Genomic DNA, 24,359 nt, shown 5'->3' with positions numbered 1-24,359 from the left:
TCAGTACTGCTTGCCGACGGCGTCGAGCAGCCGTTCCAGGGTTTCGAACGACGGTGGCTCGACGGCGTCCACCAGGTCGGCCGGCACGTGGGCCGGCGCGGCGACCTCGGCGAACAGCTTCGGGTCGTTCGTGCGGAAGCCGAAGGTCGCGGCGAGCCGGCCCAGCTCGGGGTCGGTGGCGAGGAGCTGACCGACCTTGTCGCCGTCGGAAGTCAACGGCACCAGCGTGTGCTTCGAGTACACCGTCGGCGCGGTGTAGAGCATCCGCATGTCCGGCCGGATCGAGCCGTCGCCGCGGACCACCCGGTCGACGAACTGCGACTCGTAGATCAGCGCCAGCGGCGTCTTGCCCATGCCCGCGGACAGGTAGTCCTCGAACGGCCCTTCGGTGCTGTTCTGCGTGTACCCCTGGTCCAGGAACAGCTTCGCCACCGACGGCAGCACCTTCGCCTCCTGGTCGGGCGTGCTGACGACGGTGTTCCCGTTGGCCACGAAGGAAACGATCGACAGGTACATCGCCGCGGAGTTCGACTCGCGCGGGTCGGTCGTCGTGACCAGGACGTTCTTGCGGGCCGGGTAGGCGGTGTTGCCGGGCAGCTGGTCCCAGCGCGTGCCGGCCTTCGCCAGGTCGAGGTACTTCGCGATGTCGAGGACGTCGTAGTCGCCGGCGCCCTTGTGCACGACGCCGTTGGCGCGAAGCAGCGCAACGACCGGCTCGAAGGAGGCGACGGCCATCGGCGACTGGAACGGCGTGTACACCGTGGTCACCTTGCGGTCGCGCTGGATCTTCTGCGCCGCGGGCGACGACGACGGGAACGCGAACGCGTACTTCCCGAGGTCGACGGTGGTCGCGATCTGGCGCGACCCGGCCGTGTCGACCTCGACCTTCAGGCCGTGGCGGGCGAAGACGTCGACCACGCGCTGGTCGGCGAAGAAGGCCTGCTTCTCCGAACCGATCACCCCGCGCACGGTCGCGACGTCGGACGCGGTGCCGTCGCCGCGGCCCCAGATGATCACTCCCACGACGGCCAGCACCAGCACCACGGCCAGCCCGATCGACACCCGGCGTTTCACGAGTCACTCCCCTCAGCCGCCTTCGCCCATTTGACGCGGGAGCGGGCCGGTTCGAAGTGAACGGCGGGTGAAGGAACGGTCTCAGGTCACCGGGAACCAGGTCCCGGACGCCCATTCCGCGTCGCCCCAGGCTGTCCGCTCGTCGGCGCGTGGATCGAGCACCAGATCGGTGTCTTCCCGGAAAACCAGCACCGGCCGCAGTTCCGGCCCGTACGGCGGCCATTCGGGGCCGTCCGCGTCCGCGACGCCGTCCCGGACGAACCGCAGCCAGGCGCGGTGGATGAGCAACGCCGCCCGCTCGCGCTTCGGGTTCACCGCGGTCCCTTGCGCGGACAACGGCAGCGGCACCTTCCACGCCATCGTGGTTTCGGTGCCGTGGCCGCCGTCGAGCTGCTCGGGCACACCGGGCGCGGCGATGTCGATCCGGTAGCGGTACACCGGGGCGTGCGCGGACTGCGCGTCGGCGAGCCGCTGCGTCGGGATGCCGTACCGTTCGTCGCCCATCGCGGCGATCTTCGCGGCCTTGAGGTCGGGGACACGGCGAAGGTACGTCTCAAGAAGCTGCGAAGCGCCTTCGTCGCCGAGGATGCTCGAAAGCACACCGGACGCCGGAGCCGTCGCGATGTCGTCGCCGAGCATCAGCGCGTACGTGCTGCCTTCGTTGCTGTTGCAGCCGATCAGCAGCGGGATCCCGGCCGCGCTGCCCCGGCGGATCGGCTCGATCGGGACCTCGGGCAGGACCCGCGGGTGCAGCGTCGGGCGCCACAGCCACAGCGCCTGGAAGCCGGTCAGGATGCGTTCCTGCGCCTCGATGAACTCCTTGGCGGGCAGCGAGCGCAACGCGGCCACGTCGTGGCAGCCGACCTCGTCCAGCAGCCGCCGCGCCAGCGCCGTCCCCGCTTCCGGCGTCGCGACGTGGTCCGCGCCGCCGGAGCTGCTGATCGCCTGCGCGAACAACCCCTGGCCCAGCGGGCTGCCCAGGAGGTTGCCGACGCTCTTCGCCCCCGCCGAAACGCCGTAGACGGTGATCCGCGCCGGGTCGCCGCCGAACGCGGAGATGGTGCGGCGCACCCACTTCAACGCCTCGACCTGGTCGAGGAACCCGCACACCCCGGCGTCCGCTTCGGACTCCCCGAAGATGCCGCCGAGGTGCAGGAAGCCGAGTGAGCCGAGCCGGTAGTTGACGGTGACCACGACGATCCCGGCGCGCGCGAACTCCTCGCCGTCGCCCAGCTGCTCGCCGTGGCCGACGCGGTACCCGCCGCCGTGCAGCCAGAACAGCACCGGCCACCCGCCCTCGGGCGCGGGTCCCTCGGGCGTGCAGACGTTGAGGTACAGGCAGTCCTCGTCGCACACCGCGGACGGGTTCATCGGATCCGGCGACTGCATCGCGTGCGGCCCGTACTCCGTCGTCACGTGCACGCCGCCGGACGGCGACGGCGGCTGCGGCGCCTTCCACCGCAGCTCGCCGACCGGCGGCCGGGCGTACGGGATCCCGCGCCACACGCGGACCCCGTCGCCCGCCAGCCCGACCAGCGCCCCGAGTTCGGTCGTGACCGTCGGGACGGAAGCCATCAGAGCGAGGCCTGCTCGACCGTCGGCAGGCAGACCTCGAACCGGGTGTTCCCCGGTTCGGATTCGACGCGCAGGTCACCCTGGTGGCGTTCGACGACGATCTTCCACGAGATGTCCAGGCCCAGCCCGGTGCCCTCGCCGACCGGCTTGGTCGTGAAGAACGGCTCGAAGATCCGCGGCTTGATGTCCGCCGGGATGCCCGGGCCGGTGTCGCCGACTTCGACGCGGACCTGGTCGTCGACGCGCCAGGTGCGCAGGGTCAGCGTGCCTTCGCCCTTCATCGCGCCGAGGGCGTTGTCGATGATGTTCGTCCAGACCTGGTTCAGCTCGGCCGGGTACGCCGGGATCTTCGGCAGGCTGCGGTCGTACTCCTTGACGACCCGGATCCCGCCGCCGATCTTGCCGGACAGCATCACCAGCGTGGAGTCGAGGCCGTCGTGGACGTCGACCCACTGGTGCGGCGCCCGGTCCATCTGCGAGTACTGCTTGGCCTTGCCGACCAGCGCGGAGATGCGGGTGGTCGAGTCCTCGATCTCGCCCATCAGCATCTCGGTTTCGAGCGCGTAGGCGAGCCAGCGGACGGCGCCGTCGATGAACGTGTCGCCGACCTGCTCCAGCACGTGGTCCAGGTCGGCCGTGGTCAGCCCGGCGCGGACGTAGATGTCGGCGAGGTCCCAGCCGCCGTCGATCTCGCGCTCGTCGAACCAGTCGCCGATCTCGTCCTCGCGGTCGGCCTGCTGCATCGCGGTCAGCTTCTCGGCCTGCGCGACCTGCTTGACCAGGCGTTCCTGGACGTCGATGAGCTGGTAGAGCAGCTCCGGGTCGATGTCCTTCTTGGCCAGGAAGGCGAGCTTGTGCCGCATCCCGGCGACGCGTTCGCGCAGCGCGGCCGTCGCCCGCACGGCGGCCGCGGCCGGGTTGTTCAGCTCGTGCGTCAGGCCGGCCGACAGCTCGCCGAGCGCCAGCAGACGACGTCGTGAGCCGATCACCGTGTCGCTGTTGCGCCAGCCCAGGTACATGCCCTCCAGCAGGTGCGTCGCCATCGGGAACCACTTGCGGAACTCGAAGGAGAACTCCTTGGACGGCAGGGCCAGGAACGTGACGTCGGACAGCGCGCGCACGGTGGCGTTGTAGGTGTGCTCGGTCTCCTGGTGCACGAAGAACTGCGTCGCGCCGAAGTAGGCGCCGCGCTGGTCGGACCGGTTGGTCTCCACCTCGGTGCCGCTGACCAGCCGCGTCATCCGGATCGCGCCGTTCAGCAGGACGTAGAAGCAGGTCGCCTCGCTGCCCTCGCTGATGACGGTGGCGTCGGCCGGGTACTCCTCGAGCACCGCGTTGGCGGCGATCCAGTCGAGCTGCTCTTCGGAAAGGTGTTCGAACAGGAAGAGCCCGCGAAGCTCTTCCCGCGGCAGTGCGCTCATTGTTCCTCCAGGTACCGGTGTACCAGCGTCACGGCCATCGCGCCCTCGCCGACCGCGGACGCCACCCGCTTGACCGACTGCGACCGCACGTCACCGGCCACGAACACGCCGGGGATCGACGACTCGAGGTAGTGCGGATCACGGTCGAGCGGCCAGCCCGCCGGCCGCTGCCCGGCGGTCAGCAGGTCGGGGCCGGTGCGGACGAAGCCGTGGTCGTCGCGGTGGATGTCCTCGCCGAGCCAGTCGGTGCGCGGGGCGGCGCCGATGAAGATGAACAGGTGCCCGCTTTCGACCGTCTCGGTGACGCCGTTCTCGCACAGCGTGAGCCGCTCGAGGTGCTCGTCGCCGTGGGCCTGCTTGACCGTGGTGTGCGTGCGGACGTGGATGTTCTCGATGCCCGCGATCTGCTCGATCAGGTAGTGCGACATCGACGACTCCAGCGACTCGCCGCGGACCAGGATCGTGACGTCGCTGGCGTGCCGGGAGAAGAACACCGCGGCCTGGCCGGCGGAGTTGGCGCCGCCGACGATGTAGACGTGCTCGCCCTTGCACTCGGGCGCCTCGGTCGCCGCCGAGCCGTAGTAGACGCCACGGCCGGTGAGCTCTTCGATGCCCTCGGCGTCCAGCGCGCGGTAGTTGACCCCGCTGGCCAGGATCACCGAGTGGGCGGCGATCTCGCTGCCGTCGCCGAAGGTGATCACCCGCGACGAGCCGCGGGCCTCCAGGCCGACGACGTCCCGCGCGGTCAGCACCTCGGCGCCGAACTTCTGCGCCTGGCGCCGCGCCCGGTCGGTCAGCTGCGCGCCCGAGACGCCGTCGGGGAAGCCGAGGTAGTTCTCGATGCGCGAACTCGTGCCGGCCTGGCCGCCGGTGGCCTTCTTCTCGACGAGCACCGTGCGCAGGCCCTCGGAAGCGCCGTACACCGCCGCGCCGAGGCCGGCCGGGCCGCCGCCGATGACGACGAGGTCGTAGAACTCCTGCGCCGGGCGCGTCGACAACCCGACGGCGTCGGCGATTTCGCTGCCGGTGGGGTTCTTCAGCACGGTGCCGTCCGGGGTGACGACGACCGGGATGTCCTTTTCGGTGGCTTCCGCGGCCTGCAGGATCCGGCAGGCTTCGTCGTCCTCGACCGAGTACCAGCGGTACGGCACGGCGTTGCGCGCGAGGAAGTCCCGCAGGTGGAACGAGGGCGAGTTGTAGCGGTGGCCGATCAGCTTGACCTCTTCGACCGGCCTGTCGCCGACCGCCTTCCACGTCTCGACCAGGGCGTCGATCACCGGGTAGAGCTTCTCCTCCGGCGGGTCCCACGGCTTGAGCAGGTAGTGGTCGACGTCGACGACGTTGATCGCCTGGATCGCGGCGTCGGTGTCGGCGTAGGCGGTCAGCAGGGCGCGGCGGGCGTGCGGGAACAGGTCCATCGCCTTCTCGAGGAAGGCGATCCCGTCCATCTGCGGCATCCGGTAGTCGGCGAGGATCGCCGCGACGGCGTCACCGCGCAGCTTGATCTCGCGCAGCGCGTCGAGGGCGTCCGGACCGGAGTCGGCGCGGATGACGCGGTAGTCCTTCCCGTAGCGCCGCCGCAGGTCGCGGGCGACCGAGCGGGACACGGCGGGATCGTCGTCGACGGTCATCAGGATCGGCTGGCTCACGAGATGCAGCCTACGGCGCTTCTCAGGCCGTTGGGGAGGAACGCCGTTTCGGCACCTGGACCCGCTCCAGGTCCTCGGCCACCACGATCTCGCCGTCGAACTCGGCCCGCGCTTCCGCTTCGAACCGGTCCGGATCGGGGTAGCGCTGCGAGAAATGGGTCAGCACCAGCTGCCGGACGCCGCACTCGGCGGCGACGCGGGCCGCCTGCCGCGCGGTCAGGTGGCCGAAGTCCTTCGCCAGGGACGTGTCCTCGGCGAGGAACGTCGACTCGATCACGAGCATGTCGGCGTTTTCGCTGAGGGCGTACACCGCGTCGCACAGGCGGGTGTCCATCACGAACGCGAACCGCTGGCCGGGCCGCGGCGTGCTGACGTCCTCGAGTCTTACGTCGCCGAGGCTGCCCTCGCGCTGGAGCCGGCCGACGTCCGGGCCCGCGATGCCGCGTTCCCGCAGTTTCTCCGGGAGCATCGTGCGGCCGTCGGGCTCGGTCAGCCGGTAGCCGAACGCCTCGACCGGGTGACTCAGCCGCCGCGCCTCGAGGGTGAGCTTGCCGGTGGCGATCGGGCCGTCCTCGGCGATCGGGTGTTCCCGCAGGTCAGCCTGCTCGTAGAAGGCCGTCGCGTGCCGCATCCGCTCGAAGTAGCGCGCGCCGGACGCCGGGAAGTGGGCGTGCACCGGGTGGGTGACCTTGTCCAGCGAGAGCCGCTGGATCACGCCGGGCAGGCCGAGGCTGTGGTCGCCGTGGAAGTGCGTGACGCAGATCCGCGTGATGTCCGTGGCGGCGACGCCGGCCCTCAGCATCTGGCGCTGGGTGCCTTCGCCGGGGTCGAAGAGGATGCCCTCGCCGTCCCAGCGGAGGAGGTAGCCGTTCTGGTTGCGGTGGCGCGTGGGCACCTGGGACGCGGTGCCCAGCACCACCAGTTCGCGGGTCGACACCCCCGCACGGTACTCAGCCGGCGAGTTTTCGGAGCCGGAACGCCAGGACCAGGAGCACGATCCCGTAGAGGAGGGCGTAGATCCCGGCGATCAGCGCGACACCGTACGCGCCGGCGATCGGGTTGATCACGATGAGCACCCCGGCGAGCACGGAGATCGCGCCGGCCGCGATGAGGAACGCCTCGCCCCGGATCTGCTTGCGCAGCCGGATCGCCGCGGCGATCTCGGCGACGCCGGTGATGATCGCCCAGAAGCCGACCAGCAGGGCCAGCAGCAGGACGGTGAGGCCGGGCCAGACCAGGACCAGGATCCCGGCGACGATGCCGAGCGCGCCCAGGACGCCGTAGGCCACCCGGTGCCCGGTGTCACCCGGGCGGAACGCCTGCATCAGGCCGCCGATGCCGTCGACGATCGCGTACACGCCGTACAGGATCGCCAGGACGAGGACGGTGGCGCCGGGCCAGATCAGCGCGAAGAGCCCGAAGAGCACGGCGAAGACGCCGCGGACGGCCGCGATCGGCCAGGCTTGGCGGGGTTCGACGACGGTGAAGGCTGCGAAAGAGGTCATCTGCCGCTCCCGGGTCTAGGGACTCCCAGTATCGCGACGATTACCCTGTCCGGCTCCCGGAACACCCCGTTCGGGTGTATCCACAAAGGACCGGCGTGCGCCGCGGCCGCCACCACGGCGCACGCCGGTGACTCAGGGGTAACTCACCAGGTTGACGGCCTTGGTCCCGGACGGTGTCGCCGGGCCGGTGTTGTTGATCACGTGCGTGATCGTGCCCTGGTAGTTGAGCGACACGGTCACCATGTCGTGGAACCGGACACCCGGCGTGTTCGGCGCCTCGTACGCGTGCGCGCTGGCCACGGACGGGTTGGTGCTGAAGTAGCAGTAGCTGCCCAGCCCCCACGCTTCGTGACTGGTGACGTTCGGACCCACCTTGTAGGCGGAGAAGCCCGGCGTCGAGCCGTTCATCCAGCTCGCCTGGTCCGGCACGTCGTAGGGCATCTCGTTCTGGAAAAAGTAGGTCCGGCCGCCGTTGCCGTTCCAGACGACCTGCGTCTTCTGGTAGTGCTCGACGAACAGGCCGTACATCGTGACGTCGTTGCCGTTGACGACGAGCCCGGTGTCGGCGGTGTTGGTGCCCCAGCCGACGTACTCGTTGCGGTCGGCGTGGTCGGCGCGCCAGATCCACATGTGGTCGCCGATCACGTTGCTGCTGTTGACGACCAGGCTGGTCGTGGCCTTGCCGACGGCGGCGCCGCCGATCCGGAAGAACACGTCGTGCAGCGAGGTCGGGTCGGCGGCGTGGTTCGCGGTCGAACCGGCCGGGCCGACCTGCATGAGCGTGTTCGAGCTGGTGGTGCCGGCGTCGATCAGCAGGCCGGCGACCTTCACGCCGTCGACGTCGTCGACGCTCATCGCGGTGATGCCGTTGTCGGGGACGAGCGTGGCGATGCCGAGGCCGAGCACGACGGTGTCCGGCCGGGTGACGCGCAGGGTCTGGTTGAGGTGGTAGACACCGGGTGTGACCAGCAGGTTCTTGCCGGCGGCGAGCGCGGCGTTCAGGTCCGCGGCGGTGGCGCCGGGCTTGGCGATGTAGAACTGGCCGATCGGGATCGACGTGCCGGGCGCGGCGCCGTTGGCCCAGGTCGTACCGGAGGCGTTGGTCTTGGCCGCGGGCACGAACACCTGGTAGTTGCCGGCGTTGTCGATGTAGAGGAACGGCTTCTCGCGCACGACCGGCGTCTGCGCCACGGTGGTGTACGGCGGGCTGGGGAAGGTGTTCGCCGGGGCGCCCTGGACGCCGGCGAAGACCATGTTCCAGTTCGAGCCGTTCCAGCTGCCGAACTGCGAGTTGCGCGAGATCCACTGCTGCTGCGAGCCGGACCGGACCTGGCCGTCGATCTTCGTGTCGGAGATCCAGCCGCCGCTGGCCCACCCGCCGTCGTCGAGCTGCAGGTCACCGCGGACGTGCATGCGGCGGTAGGGCGCGGCCTGGCTGACGGCCCAGCGGTCGGCGCCCCCGGTCGGCGTCACGGACAGGTTCTCGGCGCCCCGCCAGAAGTTCTGCGTGGCGTTCTGCGGCGGAAACCAGTCGGCCTCGACGTGCACGGCACCGTTGATGTTCACGGCGTCGGGGCTCAGGCCGAGGCCGAGGACCTGGGTGTAGAAGCCGACGTTGACGTCGTTGGCGTAGGTGCCGGGCTTGAACATGACGGCGTACCGCTGGCTGCCGAACTGGTTGCGTTCCTGCTGGCCGAAGATGCTGTTGAGCCGGCTTTGGATGCTCGAGCTCGACATCGAGGGATCGAAGACGACGACGTTCGGGCCGAAGTCGGGCTGGCTCGTGTTCACGGGGCTCAGCATGAAGGACTGGGCGGCGGTCCCGTTGCAGGTGTACTGCTGCAGCTGCACCGAGTCGGCGGTCGAGGCACCGGGGACGTCAAGGCATTTGTTGCTGTTCCGGCTGACGAAGTGGTACCGGCCGTTGCCTTCGTCGACGGCCTGCCACTGCTGGTTGGCCCCGCCACCGTAGGTCCAGAGCTGCAGCAGACCACCATCGGAGCCGGAGACATCCTTGACATCCCAGGCGGCGGCCGGGTTGGCGCGGGCGTTGACCCGGAAGTAGCCGTCCCCGGTGGACTGGAACTGCCACTGCTGCGAGGTGGTCTGGTTGCAGGAGTACTGCTGCAGAACGGTCCCATCGGTACTGCCGGCACCCCGGGCATCAACGCACTTACCGCTGTTCGCGGCAGCCACGGTGTACCACCCATCGGGGGCAACCGCGGCGTGCGCAGGGGTCGCCATGGTGCTCCCGGCCAGGACAGACGCTGCCGCAAGCAGCGTCAGCAACCGCCGTCTCGTCATCGAAGCCTCCTCCGCCGCAGAAGCGGCGTCATCGAGAGGTGTGCCCGGAGTGTGGAGACGCGGCGTAACGGGCGGGGACCTCGGCGTCACAACCGCGCAAAATGTAACGGCGGTCACGGTGAGGAGTCAATACAGGACTAAAAATAAGGTGTGAATGTGCAGGTCAGAGGGGTTTGGGGGTTGTGGGTACCCCCGCGTGGAGGCCGTCTGGGCGGGGTGTACTGTATGGGCATACGAGATGCGGAGTTCACCTTCGCCTCGGGGCTATGGCGCAGCTGGTAGCGCACCTCACTGGCAGTGAGGGGGTCAGGGGTTCGAGTCCCCTTAGCTCCACAGTGACGAAACACCGCCCGCCGGATCTGAAGGTCCAGGTAGGGCGGTTTTTTCGTTGCGCCGGATCTTGAGTTACGTCAAGAAGAAGTTCAGCTACCGGTCGGTAGCTGGGGCAAAACTGGGGCACCGGCCCGAGGGCGGCGAAATGGGGTCACGAAAAGTGCCCCAGCAGCTTCCCCCGGACAGGTGAGCATCAGAGCTACTTCGTCCAGCGCCGTCGACCTATACGCTTCCGCCTCGCGAGGCCCTTCATCGACGTAGCGTCACGATGCAGGCTCGATCGTTAACGCGACGTACCCGCCTTCATAGGCCAACTGCGCAGCCAGCGGCCGACGAACAACTGTGACGGCCAACACCGTATGCTCAGACATGGTTGGCCCCGACCGACCGAGGCAAGACCGGGAATCCGTAGCGCCTAGCCCTGTCCAACGGATCCCCGGCCCCATACCCCGAGCGAAAGCATTTCCGGACAGGGACGAGGGGACGACGAAGACGCGCCGTGCGTCGGACTCGTCTGCCGGCCTGAGATAGCCGGCGCCAGGACCCCGATCCTGACCCTCACACCGGTTCGTAGGCGCTGGGAAACCGAGAAGCGTTCAGTGAGCGCGCTACTTGTTGTGGTCGGGATTGCTATCCCGACCGTTGGAGGAATCCTTGTTGTAGCGTTGATCTTGAGGTACTGCAGGTGGTTGGTCGAGCAGACCAACGACCCAAGGTCATTGCGCGAGTTCACACCCGTGTTGCGCGAACTGCGTGAGTTTGTGCGACGTGGGCGCCCAGCCTCCCGAGAGGAGGTGAAGCGAAACCGCCAGCAAGATCAATTGCCCAACCAGCCCAACAACGATCAATAGAGCTTCTCCTGTGGGCTTGATCTTCCCTTGGAGGATCAAGCCCACAGGCATGCACTCATTCGCCTGGACTTGGCGTACTGCAAGCGCTTCGACCGTTGCCTACATGCTTGCAAGCCTATCCGGTAAAGATCAACTGCATGTTGTCTCCCAAGTTGCCGTTAAGCGGAGTTAGCGGCGACAGTGTCCTTCGCTCATTTCGAGGCCGCCATGCAGACCGATGATGATGTCCTCCGCCGCCCCGACTCCCTGCCGCCCGCGCCACCGAGCCACTCCCAGCCCGCCGACTCCTCCACCGACGAAGAGGGCCGGCTGCTCTACACGCCGGCAGCCGCGGCCGAGCGGCTGACGGTCGGCGAGTCGTGGCTTCGGCACAAAGCCGGGCAGCGCCTCATCCCCTGCACCTTCATCGGCAAACACCTGCGCTTCTCCGAAGACGACCTGCGCGCCATCGTCGCTGCCGGCCACCGGGCCCCGCGCAATCGCAACCAGACCGGCCGCCCAGGACGCCGACGCCACACCCGTCGCTGACACCCGATCCGGTACCACGACGAGGTTCTTCGCCGGACCAGCTTCCTCTCTGTCGCCTATGGAGCGGTTCTAGACACGCACCACCACGCGACCCCCTCACCACAGCGCAGGAGTTCACCGTGCCCTGGACCGAACCCGCCGGCGACGACACCTGGCGAGTCCGCTACCGCCGCACCGACGGCACCAAAGGCGCCATCTCCGGCTTCCCCACCCCCGACGCAGCCGACGACCACATCAGCACGATGCTCCACGAACAACGCGCCGGAACCTGGATCGACCCCGGAGACGGCCGCACCACCATCGCCGAATTCGCACCCGCCTGGCTCGACTCCCTCGACATCGACCAACGCACCGAAGAGAACTACCGCAGCTTCCTCAAAGTCCACATCCTCCCCCGCTGGGGCAACACCGCCTTCGCCGAACTCACCAACCTCAGCATCCGCACCTGGGAAAAGAAGCTCCGCGCCTCCGGCCTGGCCAAGACCACGGTTGACAGCATCATCAAATGCTTCTCCCTCCTGCTCACCGACGCCGTCCCGGAGAAGCTGATCGCCGCGAACCCCCTCGTTGCCCGCCGCCGCGGGCGCCGCCGCCGCGCCCAGCGCACGCCACGCAAGATCTGGGGCGAACCCGCCGAAGTCCTCCACGTCGCCGACCAAGCCGCCCTCAAATACGGGGCATGCGGCGCCGTCCTCATCGTCACCGGCGGCTGGACCGGAGCCCGCTGGGGCGAACTCACCGGCCTCGACCGCGCCAACGTCCACCTCTACGACGACGACACCGGCTCCATCTACCTCGACCCCGACGTCGGCGCCCTCCACGAACCCTGCAGCGGCCCGCTCTACCTCGGCCACCTCAAAACCGACGAGTCCGAACGCACCATCAGCCTGCCCCCGTTCCTCGTCCGCCTCCTCCGCTGGCACCTGACCACCCACAACCACCGCCAGGTCTTCGTCACCCCCAACCTCGAATGGCACCGACGCAGCAACTTCTCCCGCCGAGCCTTCCGCCCCGCCGCCGACGGCAACCTCCACATCGCCAACCCGGCCATCCGCCTCCAGCCGGCCAAGCCAGGTCTCACCTTCCACGGCCTCCGCCACAGCCACAAAACCTGGATGATCGACGACGGCATCCCCGAAATCGCCCAAGCCCTCCGCCTCGGCCACGTCCTCCAAGACAAAGTCCAAGAGACCTACTCCCACGTCGCCGCCGCAGTCGAACAACGCCTCCTCGACAGCCTGCAGACACGATGGGACAAAGCAGTCGCCGACTCCGAAACAAAGCCCGGAGACGCACTATGGCGCACCTGGGGGTAGTTCAAGCGAAGCTCCGAGTCGAGCCAGCCCAACTTCAGTGCCCTCTAGTCCCTCACCTGATCCAGCATGACATTTTCACCGTTCTATAAACTTTCGGTGAGGAGCAAATCGGCAAACTTAGCTTCGTGATCACCGGCAAGTTTGGATCGCGGCGGAACGTCGGCGCCGGGCTGGCAGACATCCGGTCCAGGGTATCGACCATTTAGATTCAAGTTCGGGTTCGGCGCGAGCCAGTCGTCAGCAGTGAGTAGCCGTCGCCAAACGTCCCCTCCGACCGTAGCAGCCGAAGTGAAAATAGGAGCAAGCTCCTGGTCCGTGTCACCACAAGCAAACAGAACTGTTGGATTTCCAAGCCAGCGGGCGAGCCGGTCACTATGCTCAATGTCAGTCGCCTTCAGGCCGGTCGACCGATGCTTGACCTCACAGGCAAGGAGGTCGCCGCCTTCCATCGCGACGAGCACATCGGCTTCCAATTGCTCACCGTCTTCATTTCGAAAATCAACCCCGGGGTGCAACCCAACAACCTTTTCGACACCGGACTCAAGAATCACACGGATCGCTCTCATGACTAAAAGGTGGTAGATGGAGTCCATTTCGATCGCCCTTCTCAGCGACTCGCCGAGCCGATAGGAGAACGGCAAAGACGTCGGCTCAAACGGGTGACTGAGTGGCCGAGCGCAGCCATCGCAGATAATTGAGGTGCCGAGTTCGGAGACAGGTCGCCACGCCTCACGCTGACACCGCTGGCATTTTATGGAAGTCCCACGCAAGAGAAGTGATTTTTCCTCAGCCCACCGCAGCCACACCTTCGCGGCTTTTTTGTTGCCGATCGCTCGCGACAGTTCACCAAAGACGAGCGTGGCCGCTGATTCCCCTCCATGAGAAACGGACACATTCTCAATCAAACACTTCAGCTCTGCCAACGCCTCTTCAGGATTGCTTTGAGCTGCCGCGACGACCTTCGCCTGCTCTGTCGCGCGCTTCTTCCACCAGCTCATACCTGTCGCCGCCGACTTCTTGTACAGAAGGTCCAGCAACGGCCTGTGCGCGATGCGCCATACTTAGCCAAGGTCTCCGATCGACTCAAGAAGTGCAAGCGCGGAGCGCCCTGACGCAGACGGCGACACCGTCAGGCCACGATCACGCGCAACCGCTTCGAGGATCGTCCAACTCGCCGGCCATCGCACCTTTTTAATTTCGTCGTTGCCCGCGTCGATGGTGCAGCCACCCCCCGTGCACCGGTCGCTGTACCATTCATGCCGGTTCAGGGTAGGAGAAGCCGGAATCTTCGAGTCGTTGAGCGTGACAGTCAGATAGAGCTGCGGACGCGGACGAAGTCGGGACATCGGCTCGAGTAGAGTTCGATCTTCGTCTGTTCGTGTTCCAACCTGCGCCACGCCGTTTTCGAAGATGATCGCCGCGCGACTGGAGCGACTGGGAGGCGTCATGGGAACGAGCACGTCCCCTATTTCGACGACGTCAGCGATCTGTCCACTAGTCGCAAGACCTTGCCGGATCGCTTCCAACGATTCACGGTCAACTGTCGAGCTGACGAGGGAAATTGGCCACCCCGTAATCCCCGTTCCCCCTCTGGAGACAAGCATCCGGATATCCTTCACTGCCTGGTTTATCGCGTCTTCTCGACCATCTAGCAGCGGCACTCCCAGAGGTAGACTCCGCAACCACCCGTGCATGGCACGAAGATTCCACAGTAGGGCCAGGTCAGCGACCTGGCGCGGACGGTAGACAACGAGCACGTAAGGACCGGTCTGCCGAGCGAATACACCGCGTTCGGCACGCCAGCCGTCCAAGGCCGAGTGGACCACCTTCGGTCGATGTGGGGTAAGACCGAGAAGTGAGAACCCAGTCGGAGTGAACGTATCCCTGTTGGCGAGTCGCTGAGCCAATCTTTCAGCAGAGGGCTCTGAATCCGTGACGTAGTTGATCGGAAGATATTCTTGGAACTTGAGTCCCGGACGAAGCCCCTGGCTTGCAAGAATTTCGGCGTCCGGCACCTCCGGAAGATGGCCAAGACTGCCGAGGTAGCCGAGATGCCAGGGATCGTCTTCGGCGACGGTGCACACCTCGAGCATCCGATATTTCCCCCTCTCCTTGGCCGCAGCGACCGCAAGGGCTGAGACAGACCCACTTGGACGGGTCGATAGATGGGGGAACGCTTCGTGCATACCCGAGTCGACTACGTTGTCAACGTCTGACATGCATACCAGGTTCTTGTAGAATTCAGACGGGCCGTTCTCGTCGGTCGGCACAAGGAGATCTGCGACGCCGCCCCAGGCTTGACACATCCAACTGATGGTGTCAATCGCTGACTTGTAGTTCCTTTCGGGGAGCGAGTGAACGAACCGCAGAGGTCGGAGATGTAGCTCCGCGGTAGCGGCACCGCTCCGCAGCTCGTCGTCGAGAACACGTTTCATCAACACCTACTTTCATCCGGCGCGGCTACTCTACGTTGACGAACTTCCCCATCGCTGGACACGACGTTGGAGACGGCGAAAGCCACCAGATCGCGATGGGAGATGCTGGGAACGCCAGCCCCGAAGGACGCGGACGGTGCCAGCGACACTGGCGCAGCTTGATCCGCCATTCGGCCAACGTGGACCCAGTCCGGGTACTGGCTCGAACCGGGGAGTCAAGGCCGAGCGGCCGAGCCAGGTTCGTCATGCTTGACGATGCGGACGAACTGCCCTTATCGCGTCACTCGGTCGGAGATGGGCCGATGAACGCCACGAAGACCGCATTGGGCCAGGTCAGCTGACCACGCCGCACTCGCAGGCCTAACTCTACTGAGCGCTGCGAGATTCACCGATCGATCGATCGACAGATTCGGCCGCGGATCGTACGACCTGAACCAAGTCGAATTTGCTAGCCGGCTCGTTCTGCTGGCAGCAAGCGCGACCAGCAGAGCTACGAGCATGCGCACCGGCAGCCTCAGCACCAGGTTCAACACGTTGTCGCCCCTTTGAAACGTTGTGACGCCCTCGGCCGATCTCTTGAACGGTGCTTTAAGACAGGTCCTTGGTGTCGCGTGCGTAGTTCGAACGACGTGGTGCCCGGACCTCCGACCGCCGACTCCGACCTGTGAGGTCGAAGAGTTCAGGGGGATAGATGGCAGACGGCGTACGGAAGGCTTCGCGATGGCAAAGCGCGGTGAGGCTACTGCTGCTCATCACTGCTGCCGGTTCGGCTCCCTCCGATGAGGACGGCGAGGTACCGGCCGGGGCCATCGGGGTCGTGCGAGGCCAGCTGCGGCTACAGAAACTGGACTTTTGGGTGCGGTACCCCGACTACTTGGCCAATGAGCTGATGAACGAGTACGAGAAGGCGCTCGACGAGCCGTACCTGCTTGTTCTGGTGGCCCAAATCCTTGACTCGGAAGAACCTGACCTGCGACGGCTTCCAATGCTGCGGCACCGGTTCGGAGCATTCGAACCCTTGGACGATGTCCTGGCGCCGCTGGTCGAGAAAGGGCTCGTTCGCAAGTCGCAACTCGTCAACCGGGAGAGGGTGGCAGAGCACCGCTACTGGTTCACTGCTCGGGGCCAGGAGGTGGCCGACACTATGTTGGACGAGGCCCCTTCCCTGGGGTGGTACGGCGAGCGCACGCAACTGGTAGTCCAATTGTCAGATGGTTTGGGCGGCGAGCAACTTAAGCGCCGCCAGTATTTGGTCCGGGACTACGCCGACACACCTTGGAACTCCCACATCCCGCCGATCACTGAGCAGGCGCGGGCACGTTTGACCCAGCTTCGTGAGCGCCCCCGCACACCGAGCACACCGTCCCGCAGTGCTGGAGATGACCTCTCATGAGTACCCCGACTTACGACAACCTCACGGTCAGCGCAGCGGACCTTCTGACAAAGGTCGCCGAAGATCTCAAAGTCTCCCGCGATGTCGTGGAGACTGCCTTGGCCACGGTCAACATCGGCATACACACCCCGGTTGTGTCGGACCGGCGCTTACGGCTGGTGCACCTGGTCGTTGTCGGCGAGAAGAAGTCTGGCGAGGCGTTCACCGTGGACCGACAGCTCGATAGCGGCGTGTGGGCGATCGTGCACCCGGAGAACAGCGCGGGCAAGACAAGCTTGCTGGAGTTCTTCGTGCTGCCTTTACGGGGCGCCGCGCGTGACCTGCCCAAACATGTCCGCTCATGGGTGCGGCACCTACGCCTCGACGCCGTCGTGGCCGGCCGGCCTGTACGGATCTCGATCGACGCCAGCGACGGCTGGGAACGGCGCGCTCACGCCACCATCCGCACAGCAGACAGCGAGGACGAGCTGGCCAACTCGACCGACGAAGAACTGCGTCTGCTTGCCGAGGCGGTTGGGCTGGGAGAGATCGAGCAGGTGATCGGCCAGTTCATGCTCGACACACTGCGAATGAACCGCACTCAGCTGTGGTCGAGCAGCGGCGGCGCCGACGGCGACGGAGCCCCTTCGATCCACGGCTGGGCCTCATACTTTGGTGCCTGCTACCTCAACCACGGCGGCGATCAGCTGCTGCTCGGCGACGTGAACGCGCCCGGCCTCCCAGGCAAGCTCATGGAGCTGTTTGTCGACCTGCCCTACAGCTCGACGCTGGCTGAGGTAGCAGTGGCGGAGAAACGAGAGGCACGGACAACGAAGCAGCAGAAACGGCGAGCCGAGGGCGACGCGACGGCACGCGCCTCGGAGCGCGCCATCTGGCAGGAGGAGTTGAACCAGGTCGAACTGGATATCGCGGACCTCCGCACCAGCAATGCGCCGAGGGTATCTGGCCTGTTACAGGATCTGGACCGCGCTGCCAGCGCCCTGCGCGAGGCGAGGGACACCTTCGAGCGGACCGAAACCGCATTTCACGAGGCGCGCGACGCACGCTTGCGCGCCGAGCAAGCCAAGCTCGACGCGACCGAGACGTGGCAGGCGCGCCGGGTCCTGGGCCGGCTGGATCCGACCTGCTGCCCGCGGTGCGAGGAGCCGCTGACCGCGGACCGCCGCTCGAAGGAGCGGTCCAACGCCGATTGCGCCGTGTGCACACGTCCGTTGCCCGAAGTCGAGCCCGAGCTCGCGGAAGCGTTCCTGACCGAGCTCGACCAGGTCATCTCCAGCACCACGGCCGCTGAGAATGAAATGACCAGCCAGTACCAGCAACAGAGGACGGCAGTCGAGCTACGTCGTGATGAGCACGAAGCGGCTCGTCGGGCCCTCGATGATGCAATGACCGGCGAGCACCCGGCAGCCCGGCTGCAGACGCTAGAGATCAACGCCGCTGAACTCCGCGGCCGCTTGAGCGCGACCGCATCGTCCGAGGGCTCACAGCCCGAAGCCGGCACGTCCGTCACCTCGGTGTTAGCCGCGACACGTAAGCAGCTGCTGAAGGTCGTGGATAAGGCATCCAAGACATTGCTGCCGGAGATGGACGCCGAGATCGTCGCACTCTGCGAGCGGTTTGGCGTCCAAAACCTGGACTCGGTCAAACTCGATCGCGGAGCCCATGTCAACGCGGTGAAGGACGGGGAGCCGCACGCGTACAAGGACCTCTCCCGCGGCGACCGGCTACGCATGCGCATCGCAACAGTCATCGCCCTTTTGCGGATCGGCAAAGCACGAGGCGTGACCTCTCACCCCGGCCTGCTGATTATCGACTCCATCGCGGCCGAAGAGCTCACCAAGACCGCCGCACGCACCTTGATTGCGGAGCTGCAGAAGATCACGCAGGAGCTGCCGACCTTACAGGTCGTGTTCACGACCGCCCATCCGGAGTTCGTCGAAGGACTGCTACCGAAAGACCACGTCATCACCGCCGAGGGAGCGCACCTGTTCTGAGTAATCTCGTCTAGGTTTGCGAATGGCTCGAGGCGTTGGGCATGCCGAGCAGGGACGGGAGGAGCCTTGACGACGAACACCGAGCAGGCGTTACAGGAATGGGCCGAGGCTGCGACGGAGGCGCAACTGGAAGCAGGACCCACTCTGAACGACCTACGAGGCGCCGAGTCCGTTCTCGCCGATGCCGAGATCGTCTGTCGCGGCCCTCAGTTGCCGTATGTGATGCATGCTGTCGCGGTCAGCCTGTCCGACCTGGCCGAAAGCCAGGCTGCCGGACTGTTGCAGGCGATCAACGCGGGAATGCGCGACCCCGACAGCGGTTGGGTACTCACCGACGCGATCGATGTCCTCTGCGAACACAACCTGCTGCTGGAGAGGCTGGCGCGGGACGCCGCACGAGTCTTCTACAACCACGCCGAGACCGCGTTGCGCGACGAGAGCCGCGCAGAACTCGCCCACCCCTCCCTCACGGGTCTGCTGCGTCTGGCGCTGTCGAAACACGTTCCGCAGCACCGCCTGCTCAGCCTGCTCAGCGAAGTGACTGGGAACGAGCCGGCGACCGCACTACAGCGGTTGCCCGTGGTCATCGGCCTGGCACACGACTACTTCGGCGAAGCTGACTTGCTGGACGTCCTTGCCCTGCTGGCCGACAACCGTGGCCTTGACCCAGCCACACGCGCAGACGCGACCTTCGAACTCGGCCTGGCCCATGTCCACACCGCCCTTACCCAGCACACCGGGTCCGCAGCCAGACCCGATTTGGAACGCGCGCTCATGCGTTTCAATGTCGTGGCCCAGCACCATGAAGCGCGTTTCGATGCCCGCGCCTACGCTGCGTCCGTTGAAGCCATCCTTGCCTTCAACGACCTGGCCGAAGACGACGCCTCCGCCGTCGACCGACTCCGGAACGCCGTTGACCTGCTCGAGAGCAGCTTAGCGACGCTCCAAGCCTGGAACTCTGGCCACCACGACATGCCATGGCTAGCCGCCCGGGGCCAAGCCCTAACCGCCTGGGCGGGACTGACCACCACCCTCCAGGCCGCCGCGCAACACCTCTTCCAGCCGAGCTGGTACGACGCGGCAGCGGCGCTGGAGGAACTCATGGACGTCTACCTCGCCTGCCGAGCCGTCAGGGTGTATCCCGCCCACGCCGACGAGCTCGGCTCACTTGTCTACCCAACTGTCGAAGCCAGCTTCGCCAAGCGCGCGGGCCTACTGCACCACTTGGAGCAAGCCCTCGACCACGACCCTCGCTTCGTCGATCACCCAGACGCAACGGCCTTGCGCGACGCCGTCCGCCAACGTGGCACCACACCAACAACCGGAGAGCAGGAACGCCTGGGAAAAGCCCTGGCGAACCGCCCCGTCCTCGCGGCGCTGTTCGCTGACAACGTCCCCGCACTTCGCGATGACCTCGATCCCGCCCTCCTTGACGCAGTCGAGGACACTCTGCAACAGCACCAGCACGGATTTGCGCAGACGGACAATCCCCGGTACAACCAACTGGTCATCACGCTGCTGGAGCAGCTGTCGCAAAGCCCGGAATGGTTGCCTCCGGTCTCCACCCACTTCACGATTTTGCTCGACCGAGTGCTGCGCTTCCTGCACGTGAGATTCGATGCCCAAGCAGATCTATACGGCACCATCACGAGGTACCTCGGTCCTTGCCCACCTGGCGAGGACGGCAAGCCTCAGCTGTGGCCCGAGGAGACCATTCAAGACGACCTCCACCAGCACCTCTCTATCGCACTCACCCCTGGCACCGTTCAACGCGAGGTCATCGACATCGCCAGTGGCCGCACTGACATCACGTACACCCCGCAACCTGGGAACCGCTTTGTAGCGGAGATCAAACGGAGACCCAGCAAAGCGACCCGGATCGCAGTGGAACGTGACTACCTACCGCAAGCCACGAACTACACGGCTACCGGCCCGCCTTTCGGTATCCTCATCGTCGGAGACCACGGCCCCCACACAGCGGGATACACCAGCCTCAACGACAGCGTCTGGATCACGCCCGTCACACGCAGTCCCACCGAAACACCTAGGCTCATGGTGATCGGTGTCCTTCCAATAGGGCGTCCAACGCCGAGCGATGTCACCACGCCGGCAAGCGAACGCAAGTATGACCGGGCGCCAGGAGGAAGAGCTCGGCAGGAAGACCCGAAAAGACGCTGATCGGAGCACCGTATTACCGCCCCACGCCATAAAATCCGCGAACAAGCACTCAGACTGGCTCTACTCGACAAACGATCACCGCATCGCGTTCAGGCAGTCTAGCGCCTGGCCTGGCCCGGGTCGCGCCGTAGTCACGATGCAAGTCGACAGGCGGCGCCTGGTGCCCCAGCTCGCCTGACTACGGCGATCGGGCGCCTTCAAGATGACGACATCCTCGTGTGCGATCAGGTGCAGTGGCAAGCCGCCGTCGCGTTGCTTGCGGATGAAATCGCGCTGGAAAAAGCTGCCGCGCGCGACCAGCTTGGTTTCCGCGACCCGGGCGAGCAGGGCGACGCACCGCTCGACCGGCACCAGCCCGGCCGCGGCGCCGCAGGCGATGACCTGGGAGGGCAGGTCGATCAGCTCGGCGTGTTCGCGCCATGGGCGGACCGTGATTGCCACGTGGCCGCCGGGGCGCAGGATGCGGGCGCAGGCGGTGAGGATGCGGGTGAAGCCGGCCAGTAGGCGGTGGTGGCCGATGTTGGCGAGGTTGCCGCGGTCGAGTGCGCTGCCGTAGCGGTAGTGGCGCTTGCTGACCTTGTCGACGCCCGCCTCTCGGTCGGTGCTGACCAAGCCGTGCACCGACGGGCCGTACGGTGGCGAGGTGACGATCAGTGCGACCTGGCCGACGTACTGCTCCGGCAGCAGTGTCTCGAGTTGGCGGGCGTCGCCGCGGACGATCTGGCCGTCGTGGTCGTGGCCGCGCTTGCGCGCGAAGCGGAGGTTCGCGCGGGCGATGTCGGCCCAGTGCGGCTCGTACTCGACGCCGACCGCGCGGCGCCCGAGGTCGATTGCCTCGACCAGGGTGGTGCCGATTCCGCACATCGGGTCCAGCACCAGCTCGCCCGGCTTCGTGTAGTGCTCGATGGCGTGCGCGGCGACGGCGGGCAGCATTTTGGCCGGGTGCGCGGTCGACTCCGGCACGTACCGGCCCTTGCGCTGCGCGGCCGGCGAGGTCTGCGCGGTCGCCCACACCGACACCGGCAACTTCCCGAAGTCCGTCGGCGCGTCGGCGGGTGGAGTGGTGTCGAGGGCGTCGATGAACGCGCGGGACAGCGGCATGGTCGGCTCGTCGGCCGAGGACGTCGGGGTGGTCGGCGGTGTGGTGGTCACGGCGGTGCACCTGCCTTTCGGTCGGCTGGTCATCGGAGGTCTTCCGGCTGCGCGGCGTCGGCGTGGGCTTGGGCGAAGACGAGGACGTCGCCGTGCGCCCGCGTGTGCGTCATCGGCGCGGCAGGTTCTCGGCCGCCGGGTGCGAGGTCGGTTCGGTGCGTCGCGGCGGGTGGCTGGAGGCGGCCGTTCTGGATGGGGGTGTGGAGGGTGACGATGTGCTGGAGGTAGAGCAGGTCGGCGTTTTGCGCGGCGGCGATCATCTGGCCTGACGCGTCGGCGAGGCGGCCGCTCGACCAGTCGCTGTAGGTGTAGACCGCGAGAATTCCGCCGAACCCGAGCGACTGCGCTGCTGCGATCGCCACCGCCTCCGCCGAGCCGTCGGCTCCGCGTTCCGGCGGCAGCGACGTGATGACCAAGTCGACTCGCTCGTCGGCCGACAACCAAGCCGACGCCGCCTCGCCGTTGACGGGCACCTCGATCGCGGTCAGGAGCTCGAGCTTCGTGATCGCGGGGCGACGATCGAGCGCGTGCACGGCGTCGAGCGCCGCGTCCAGTTCGCCAGCGCCGGTGGCGCGGTCCGCAGCCTCCTCAGCGGTCGGCCATGGTGCGAGCAGAACCCGAGCGCCGGGTGCCGAAAAGCTGGTCGTGATGGTCTCGATGATCGGCACCGGCCAGGCGGCTGCCGGGTCGATCGGGTCGGGCCCGGCCGTCCACACCGTCGGCGGAATCGGCGCGAGTTCGCGGCTGGTGGTCGATCGCTTCGGGGAGCGGCGAGTGCGAGCGCTCGAGCCGACGGGATCCGGAGCGCCCGGGTACGGGATGCCGTTGACGGATCGAGGGCGTTGCGGGCGGGTCGAGTCGTCTCGATTGGACGGCCGGTTGGCCGAAGACGGCGGACGTCGAGTCACGAGCGGAACCTCCGGGGCGGGCCACCGACCGATCGAGTCGGGTGGCTTTCTGCGCGGTCGCCGACTAACTCCGGCACTGAGGTCGACAAGAGACACCATCACGCCGAGTTCGCGTTTTCCGTCCGGCGGCCGAACCTTCGTGAGCGAAGTCCGAGCTGGTCGACTGCCGGATCGCTTCTGCGATTTCGAGGTCGCGGTGCAGGCGTGAAACGGCTTTGAAGCGGCTTTGTCACGCCTGTGACCTGGGCTTGAAGCGGTTTTGAGGCGCTCTGGCGCGCTTCCTGGCGACGTCACTTTCCGTTCGCTCAGGAGTGCCGCCATGGACCAGACCTCGTCACCGAAACAGCCGACCCTCAGTCCGACGACGCGTCCGCGTGGCGAGGCCGGCATGTTCGATACCGCCCGCACCGCCTTCGCCTGGCTGGTCACCGGACCACATCCAGTCGCCCTCGACGGCCGCCAAATCTCCGGGCTACCGCCACGGCTGGTGCCGCTGGACGAAGTCGGCAAGCTGACCGTCGCGAAAGGATGTCCACAGCAGACCCGGGACGCGGTGTGGACGGCACTCGTGACGCGGTCACGGGCGGAAGGCGGCACGTGGACGGTTGCGTGCGTCGGGCTGGCGCTGCCGGTGCTGTTGCCGGTCGCGGCCAAGCTGACCAACCGGTTCCGCGGCGAGTTCCACGACATCCACGCCGCGGTGCTGACTGGCTTCCTCGAAGCCCTGGTCGACGTCGACCTCGATCGGCCGGCCATCCTCGTGCGGCTGCGGTGGGCTGCGTACCGCGCCGGTCACCGCGCCCTGCGCGAGGCGCTCGACGCCGCGGCCCCGGTCGCCGACCTCGGCGCTCGCGCGCCCGGGCCGGAGCACGTCGGCGGACACCCCGATTTCGTTCTGCTCGCCGCCGTCGACGCCGGCGTCCTGACCGCCGCCGACGCCGCGCTGATCGGTGACACGAGGTTCGGCGAGCTGTCGCTGGCCGAGGCGGCGCAGGCCCGCGGCCAGACGTACAAGGCGACGCAGCAGGCCCGGCACCGCGCCGAACGCAAGCTCGCCGAATACCTGAGCGACGCGGCGACGCGCCCGAGGAGGCGGCGCACTGTCGCCCGCGCGCCGGAGAAGTCGTGGCGTCCGGTGTCTCCCCGGCCGCCGAAATCCGGAGTTGGTGACCGCGGGACGCGAGTGCCCGCCCGCCCTCGCCCATCCCGGTCCACGTCGGAACCGGGCGCCGTTCAGGAGGCGTCCCCATGCGACTGATCACCCACCGCCCCAGTCACCACGCACCCGCCCACCGGCCACCGAACCGGCCCAGCCATCGCACAACAGCTCGAGTTCCCGCTCGCGCAATGCGCTGCCGCCGGCCCGGTTCTGTGCCGAAAGCTCCGATCTCTCCAACACGATCGCGTCGTCGCCCGGTCGTCGTGCTCGGCGGCACGCTGGCCGCCGCGGCGCTGCTCCTCGGTGGTTCCGCGGCGCATGCAGAGACTGTGCAGTACGTCGCGCTCGCCCAGTCCGTTGATCAGGTCCTGTCGAACATTCGCTCGTGGATCATGGGCATCCTCGCCGGCGTCGCGCTCGTCTTCTTGACCATCGGCGGGCTCCGCTACCTGATGGCGGCCAACGACCCCGGCGAGATCGAGAAGGCCAAGGGCGCGTTCAAGGCCGCCGGCATCGGGTTCGGGCTCGCCGCCCTGGCACCGCTCGTCGTGGAGATTCTCAAGACGATCGTCGGCGCGGTGTAG

General features: G+C 66.9%; 18 protein-coding genes and 1 tRNA gene. 8 read left to right on the top strand and 11 right to left on the bottom strand.

Features of this window, described 5'->3' with window-relative positions:
- From ABZW17_RS28390 to ABZW17_RS28360, 7 genes are all read right to left on the bottom strand, one after another.
- Positions 1-1,074, bottom strand: coding sequence for a hypothetical protein (locus ABZW17_RS28390; RefSeq protein WP_354820672.1), 1,074 nt, complete (start codon positions 1,072-1,074; stop codon positions 1-3).
- Positions 1,075-1,155: 81 nt separating this feature from the next.
- Positions 1,156-2,649: a carboxylesterase family protein gene (locus ABZW17_RS28385; RefSeq protein WP_354820669.1), complete on the bottom strand. Its 1,494-nt coding sequence runs from the start codon at positions 2,647-2,649 to the stop codon at positions 1,156-1,158.
- Entirely contained in the window at positions 2,649-4,070 is a 1,422-nt protein-coding gene (locus ABZW17_RS28380) for an ATP-binding protein (protein WP_354820666.1), read from the bottom strand. The genes ABZW17_RS28385 and ABZW17_RS28380 overlap by 1 nt, the downstream gene beginning before the upstream one ends.
- The gene (locus tag ABZW17_RS28375) at positions 4,067-5,719 is read right to left on the bottom strand and encodes an FAD-dependent oxidoreductase (protein ID WP_354820663.1); all 1,653 of its coding nucleotides are present in this window, start codon (positions 5,717-5,719) and stop codon (positions 4,067-4,069) included. Before ABZW17_RS28375 ends, ABZW17_RS28380 begins: the two co-directional genes overlap by 4 nt.
- 22 nt (positions 5,720-5,741) lie before the next feature.
- Positions 5,742-6,656: a ribonuclease Z gene (locus ABZW17_RS28370; protein WP_354820659.1), complete on the bottom strand. Its 915-nt coding sequence runs from the start codon at positions 6,654-6,656 to the stop codon at positions 5,742-5,744.
- Positions 6,657-6,669: 13 nt separating this feature from the next.
- Positions 6,670-7,224, bottom strand: a complete 555-nt coding sequence (locus ABZW17_RS28365) for a DUF308 domain-containing protein (protein ID WP_354820656.1) — start codon at positions 7,222-7,224, stop codon at positions 6,670-6,672.
- A 132-nt stretch (positions 7,225-7,356) separates the two neighbouring features.
- Positions 7,357-9,528, bottom strand: coding sequence for an RICIN domain-containing protein (locus ABZW17_RS28360; RefSeq protein WP_354820653.1), 2,172 nt, complete (start codon positions 9,526-9,528; stop codon positions 7,357-7,359).
- Between the two features lie 260 nt (positions 9,529-9,788).
- Between ABZW17_RS28360 and ABZW17_RS28355 the strand changes: the two genes are divergently transcribed.
- The 3 genes from ABZW17_RS28355 to ABZW17_RS28345 all read left to right on the top strand — a co-directional run bounded on the left by ABZW17_RS28355 (position 9,789) and on the right by ABZW17_RS28345 (position 12,556).
- Positions 9,789-9,861: transfer RNA gene (locus ABZW17_RS28355), tRNA-Ala, on the top strand.
- A 1,058-nt stretch (positions 9,862-10,919) separates the two neighbouring features.
- Entirely contained in the window at positions 10,920-11,240 is a 321-nt protein-coding gene (locus tag ABZW17_RS28350; protein ID WP_354820650.1) for a helix-turn-helix domain-containing protein, read from the top strand.
- 119 nt (positions 11,241-11,359) lie between these two features.
- Positions 11,360-12,556: a tyrosine-type recombinase/integrase gene (locus tag ABZW17_RS28345; protein WP_354820647.1), complete on the top strand. Its 1,197-nt coding sequence runs from the start codon at positions 11,360-11,362 to the stop codon at positions 12,554-12,556.
- An 83-nt stretch (positions 12,557-12,639) separates the two neighbouring features.
- On the opposite strand, the gene ABZW17_RS28340 is transcribed toward ABZW17_RS28345, so the two are convergent.
- On the bottom strand, positions 12,640-13,593 hold the full coding sequence (locus ABZW17_RS28340) for a hypothetical protein (RefSeq protein ID WP_354820644.1): 954 nt from the start codon (positions 13,591-13,593) through the stop codon (positions 12,640-12,642).
- A gap of 24 nt (positions 13,594-13,617) precedes the next feature.
- Positions 13,618-14,991 carry a hypothetical protein gene (locus tag ABZW17_RS28335; protein WP_354820641.1) on the bottom strand — a complete coding sequence of 458 codons (1,374 nt, stop codon included), beginning with the start codon at positions 14,989-14,991 and terminating at the stop codon, positions 13,618-13,620.
- 691 nt (positions 14,992-15,682) lie between these two features.
- On the opposite strand from ABZW17_RS28335, the gene ABZW17_RS28330 reads away from it, so the two are divergent.
- The 3 genes from ABZW17_RS28330 (at position 15,683) to ABZW17_RS28320 (ending at position 20,556) form a co-directional block, all read left to right on the top strand.
- Positions 15,683-16,384, top strand: coding sequence for a hypothetical protein (locus tag ABZW17_RS28330; RefSeq protein WP_354820638.1), 702 nt, complete (start codon positions 15,683-15,685; stop codon positions 16,382-16,384).
- Positions 16,381-18,378 carry a hypothetical protein gene (locus ABZW17_RS28325; protein ID WP_354820635.1) on the top strand — a complete coding sequence of 666 codons (1,998 nt, stop codon included), beginning with the start codon at positions 16,381-16,383 and terminating at the stop codon, positions 18,376-18,378. Before ABZW17_RS28330 ends, ABZW17_RS28325 begins: the two co-directional genes overlap by 4 nt.
- Before the next feature lie 66 nt (positions 18,379-18,444).
- Complete coding sequence (locus ABZW17_RS28320) at positions 18,445-20,556, top strand: hypothetical protein (protein WP_354820632.1); 2,112 nt, start codon at positions 18,445-18,447, stop codon at positions 20,554-20,556.
- Positions 20,557-20,631: 75 nt separating this feature from the next.
- Here the strand turns inward: ABZW17_RS28320 and ABZW17_RS28315 are convergent, their stop codons facing one another.
- Together ABZW17_RS28315 and ABZW17_RS28310 are read right to left on the bottom strand one after the other, a co-directional pair.
- Positions 20,632-21,741 carry a DNA methyltransferase gene (locus ABZW17_RS28315; RefSeq protein WP_354820629.1) on the bottom strand — a complete coding sequence of 370 codons (1,110 nt, stop codon included), beginning with the start codon at positions 21,739-21,741 and terminating at the stop codon, positions 20,632-20,634.
- Positions 21,738-22,376, bottom strand: coding sequence for a hypothetical protein (locus ABZW17_RS28310; RefSeq protein ID WP_354820626.1), 639 nt, complete (start codon positions 22,374-22,376; stop codon positions 21,738-21,740). Before ABZW17_RS28310 ends, ABZW17_RS28315 begins: the two co-directional genes overlap by 4 nt.
- Positions 22,377-23,004: 628 nt before the next feature.
- Here ABZW17_RS28310 and ABZW17_RS28305 point away from each other — a divergent pair.
- Together ABZW17_RS28305 and ABZW17_RS28300 are read left to right on the top strand one after the other, a co-directional pair.
- Entirely contained in the window at positions 23,005-23,874 is an 870-nt protein-coding gene (locus tag ABZW17_RS28305) for a sigma-70 family RNA polymerase sigma factor (RefSeq protein WP_354820623.1), read from the top strand.
- A 164-nt stretch (positions 23,875-24,038) separates the two neighbouring features.
- Positions 24,039-24,359 (top strand): pilin, encoded by a 321-nt coding sequence (locus tag ABZW17_RS28300; protein WP_354820620.1) that lies wholly within the window; start codon positions 24,039-24,041, stop codon positions 24,357-24,359.

This window comes from Amycolatopsis sp. NPDC004625 (assembly GCF_040609695.1).
Lineage (GTDB): Bacteria > Actinomycetota > Actinomycetes > Mycobacteriales > Pseudonocardiaceae > Amycolatopsis.
Note: the sequence above shows the minus strand (reverse complement) of the source record. Positions and strands in the feature narration are given on the sequence as shown.

Bases quoted from the DNA above. Each gene is read 5' to 3' on its own strand.
- ABZW17_RS28385 (WP_354820669.1), bottom strand. From the start codon at position 2,649: ATGGCTTCCGTCCCGACGGTCACGACCGAACTCGGGGCGCTGGTCGGG.
- ABZW17_RS28380 (WP_354820666.1), bottom strand. From the start codon at position 4,070: ATGAGCGCACTGCCGCGGGAAGAGCTTCGCGGGCTCTTCCTGTTCGAA.
- ABZW17_RS28365 (WP_354820656.1), bottom strand. From the start codon at position 7,224: ATGACCTCTTTCGCAGCCTTCACCGTCGTCGAACCCCGCCAAGCCTGG.
- ABZW17_RS28360 (WP_354820653.1), bottom strand. From the start codon at position 9,528: ATGACGAGACGGCGGTTGCTGACGCTGCTTGCGGCAGCGTCTGTCCTG.
- ABZW17_RS28350 (WP_354820650.1), top strand. From the start codon at position 10,920: ATGCAGACCGATGATGATGTCCTCCGCCGCCCCGACTCCCTGCCGCCC.
- ABZW17_RS28335 (WP_354820641.1), bottom strand. From the start codon at position 14,991: ATGAAACGTGTTCTCGACGACGAGCTGCGGAGCGGTGCCGCTACCGCG.
- ABZW17_RS28330 (WP_354820638.1), top strand. From the start codon at position 15,683: ATGGCAGACGGCGTACGGAAGGCTTCGCGATGGCAAAGCGCGGTGAGG.
- ABZW17_RS28325 (WP_354820635.1), top strand. From the start codon at position 16,381: ATGAGTACCCCGACTTACGACAACCTCACGGTCAGCGCAGCGGACCTT.
- ABZW17_RS28315 (WP_354820629.1), bottom strand. From the start codon at position 21,741: ATGACCAGCCGACCGAAAGGCAGGTGCACCGCCGTGACCACCACACCG.
- ABZW17_RS28305 (WP_354820623.1), top strand. From the start codon at position 23,005: ATGTTCGATACCGCCCGCACCGCCTTCGCCTGGCTGGTCACCGGACCA.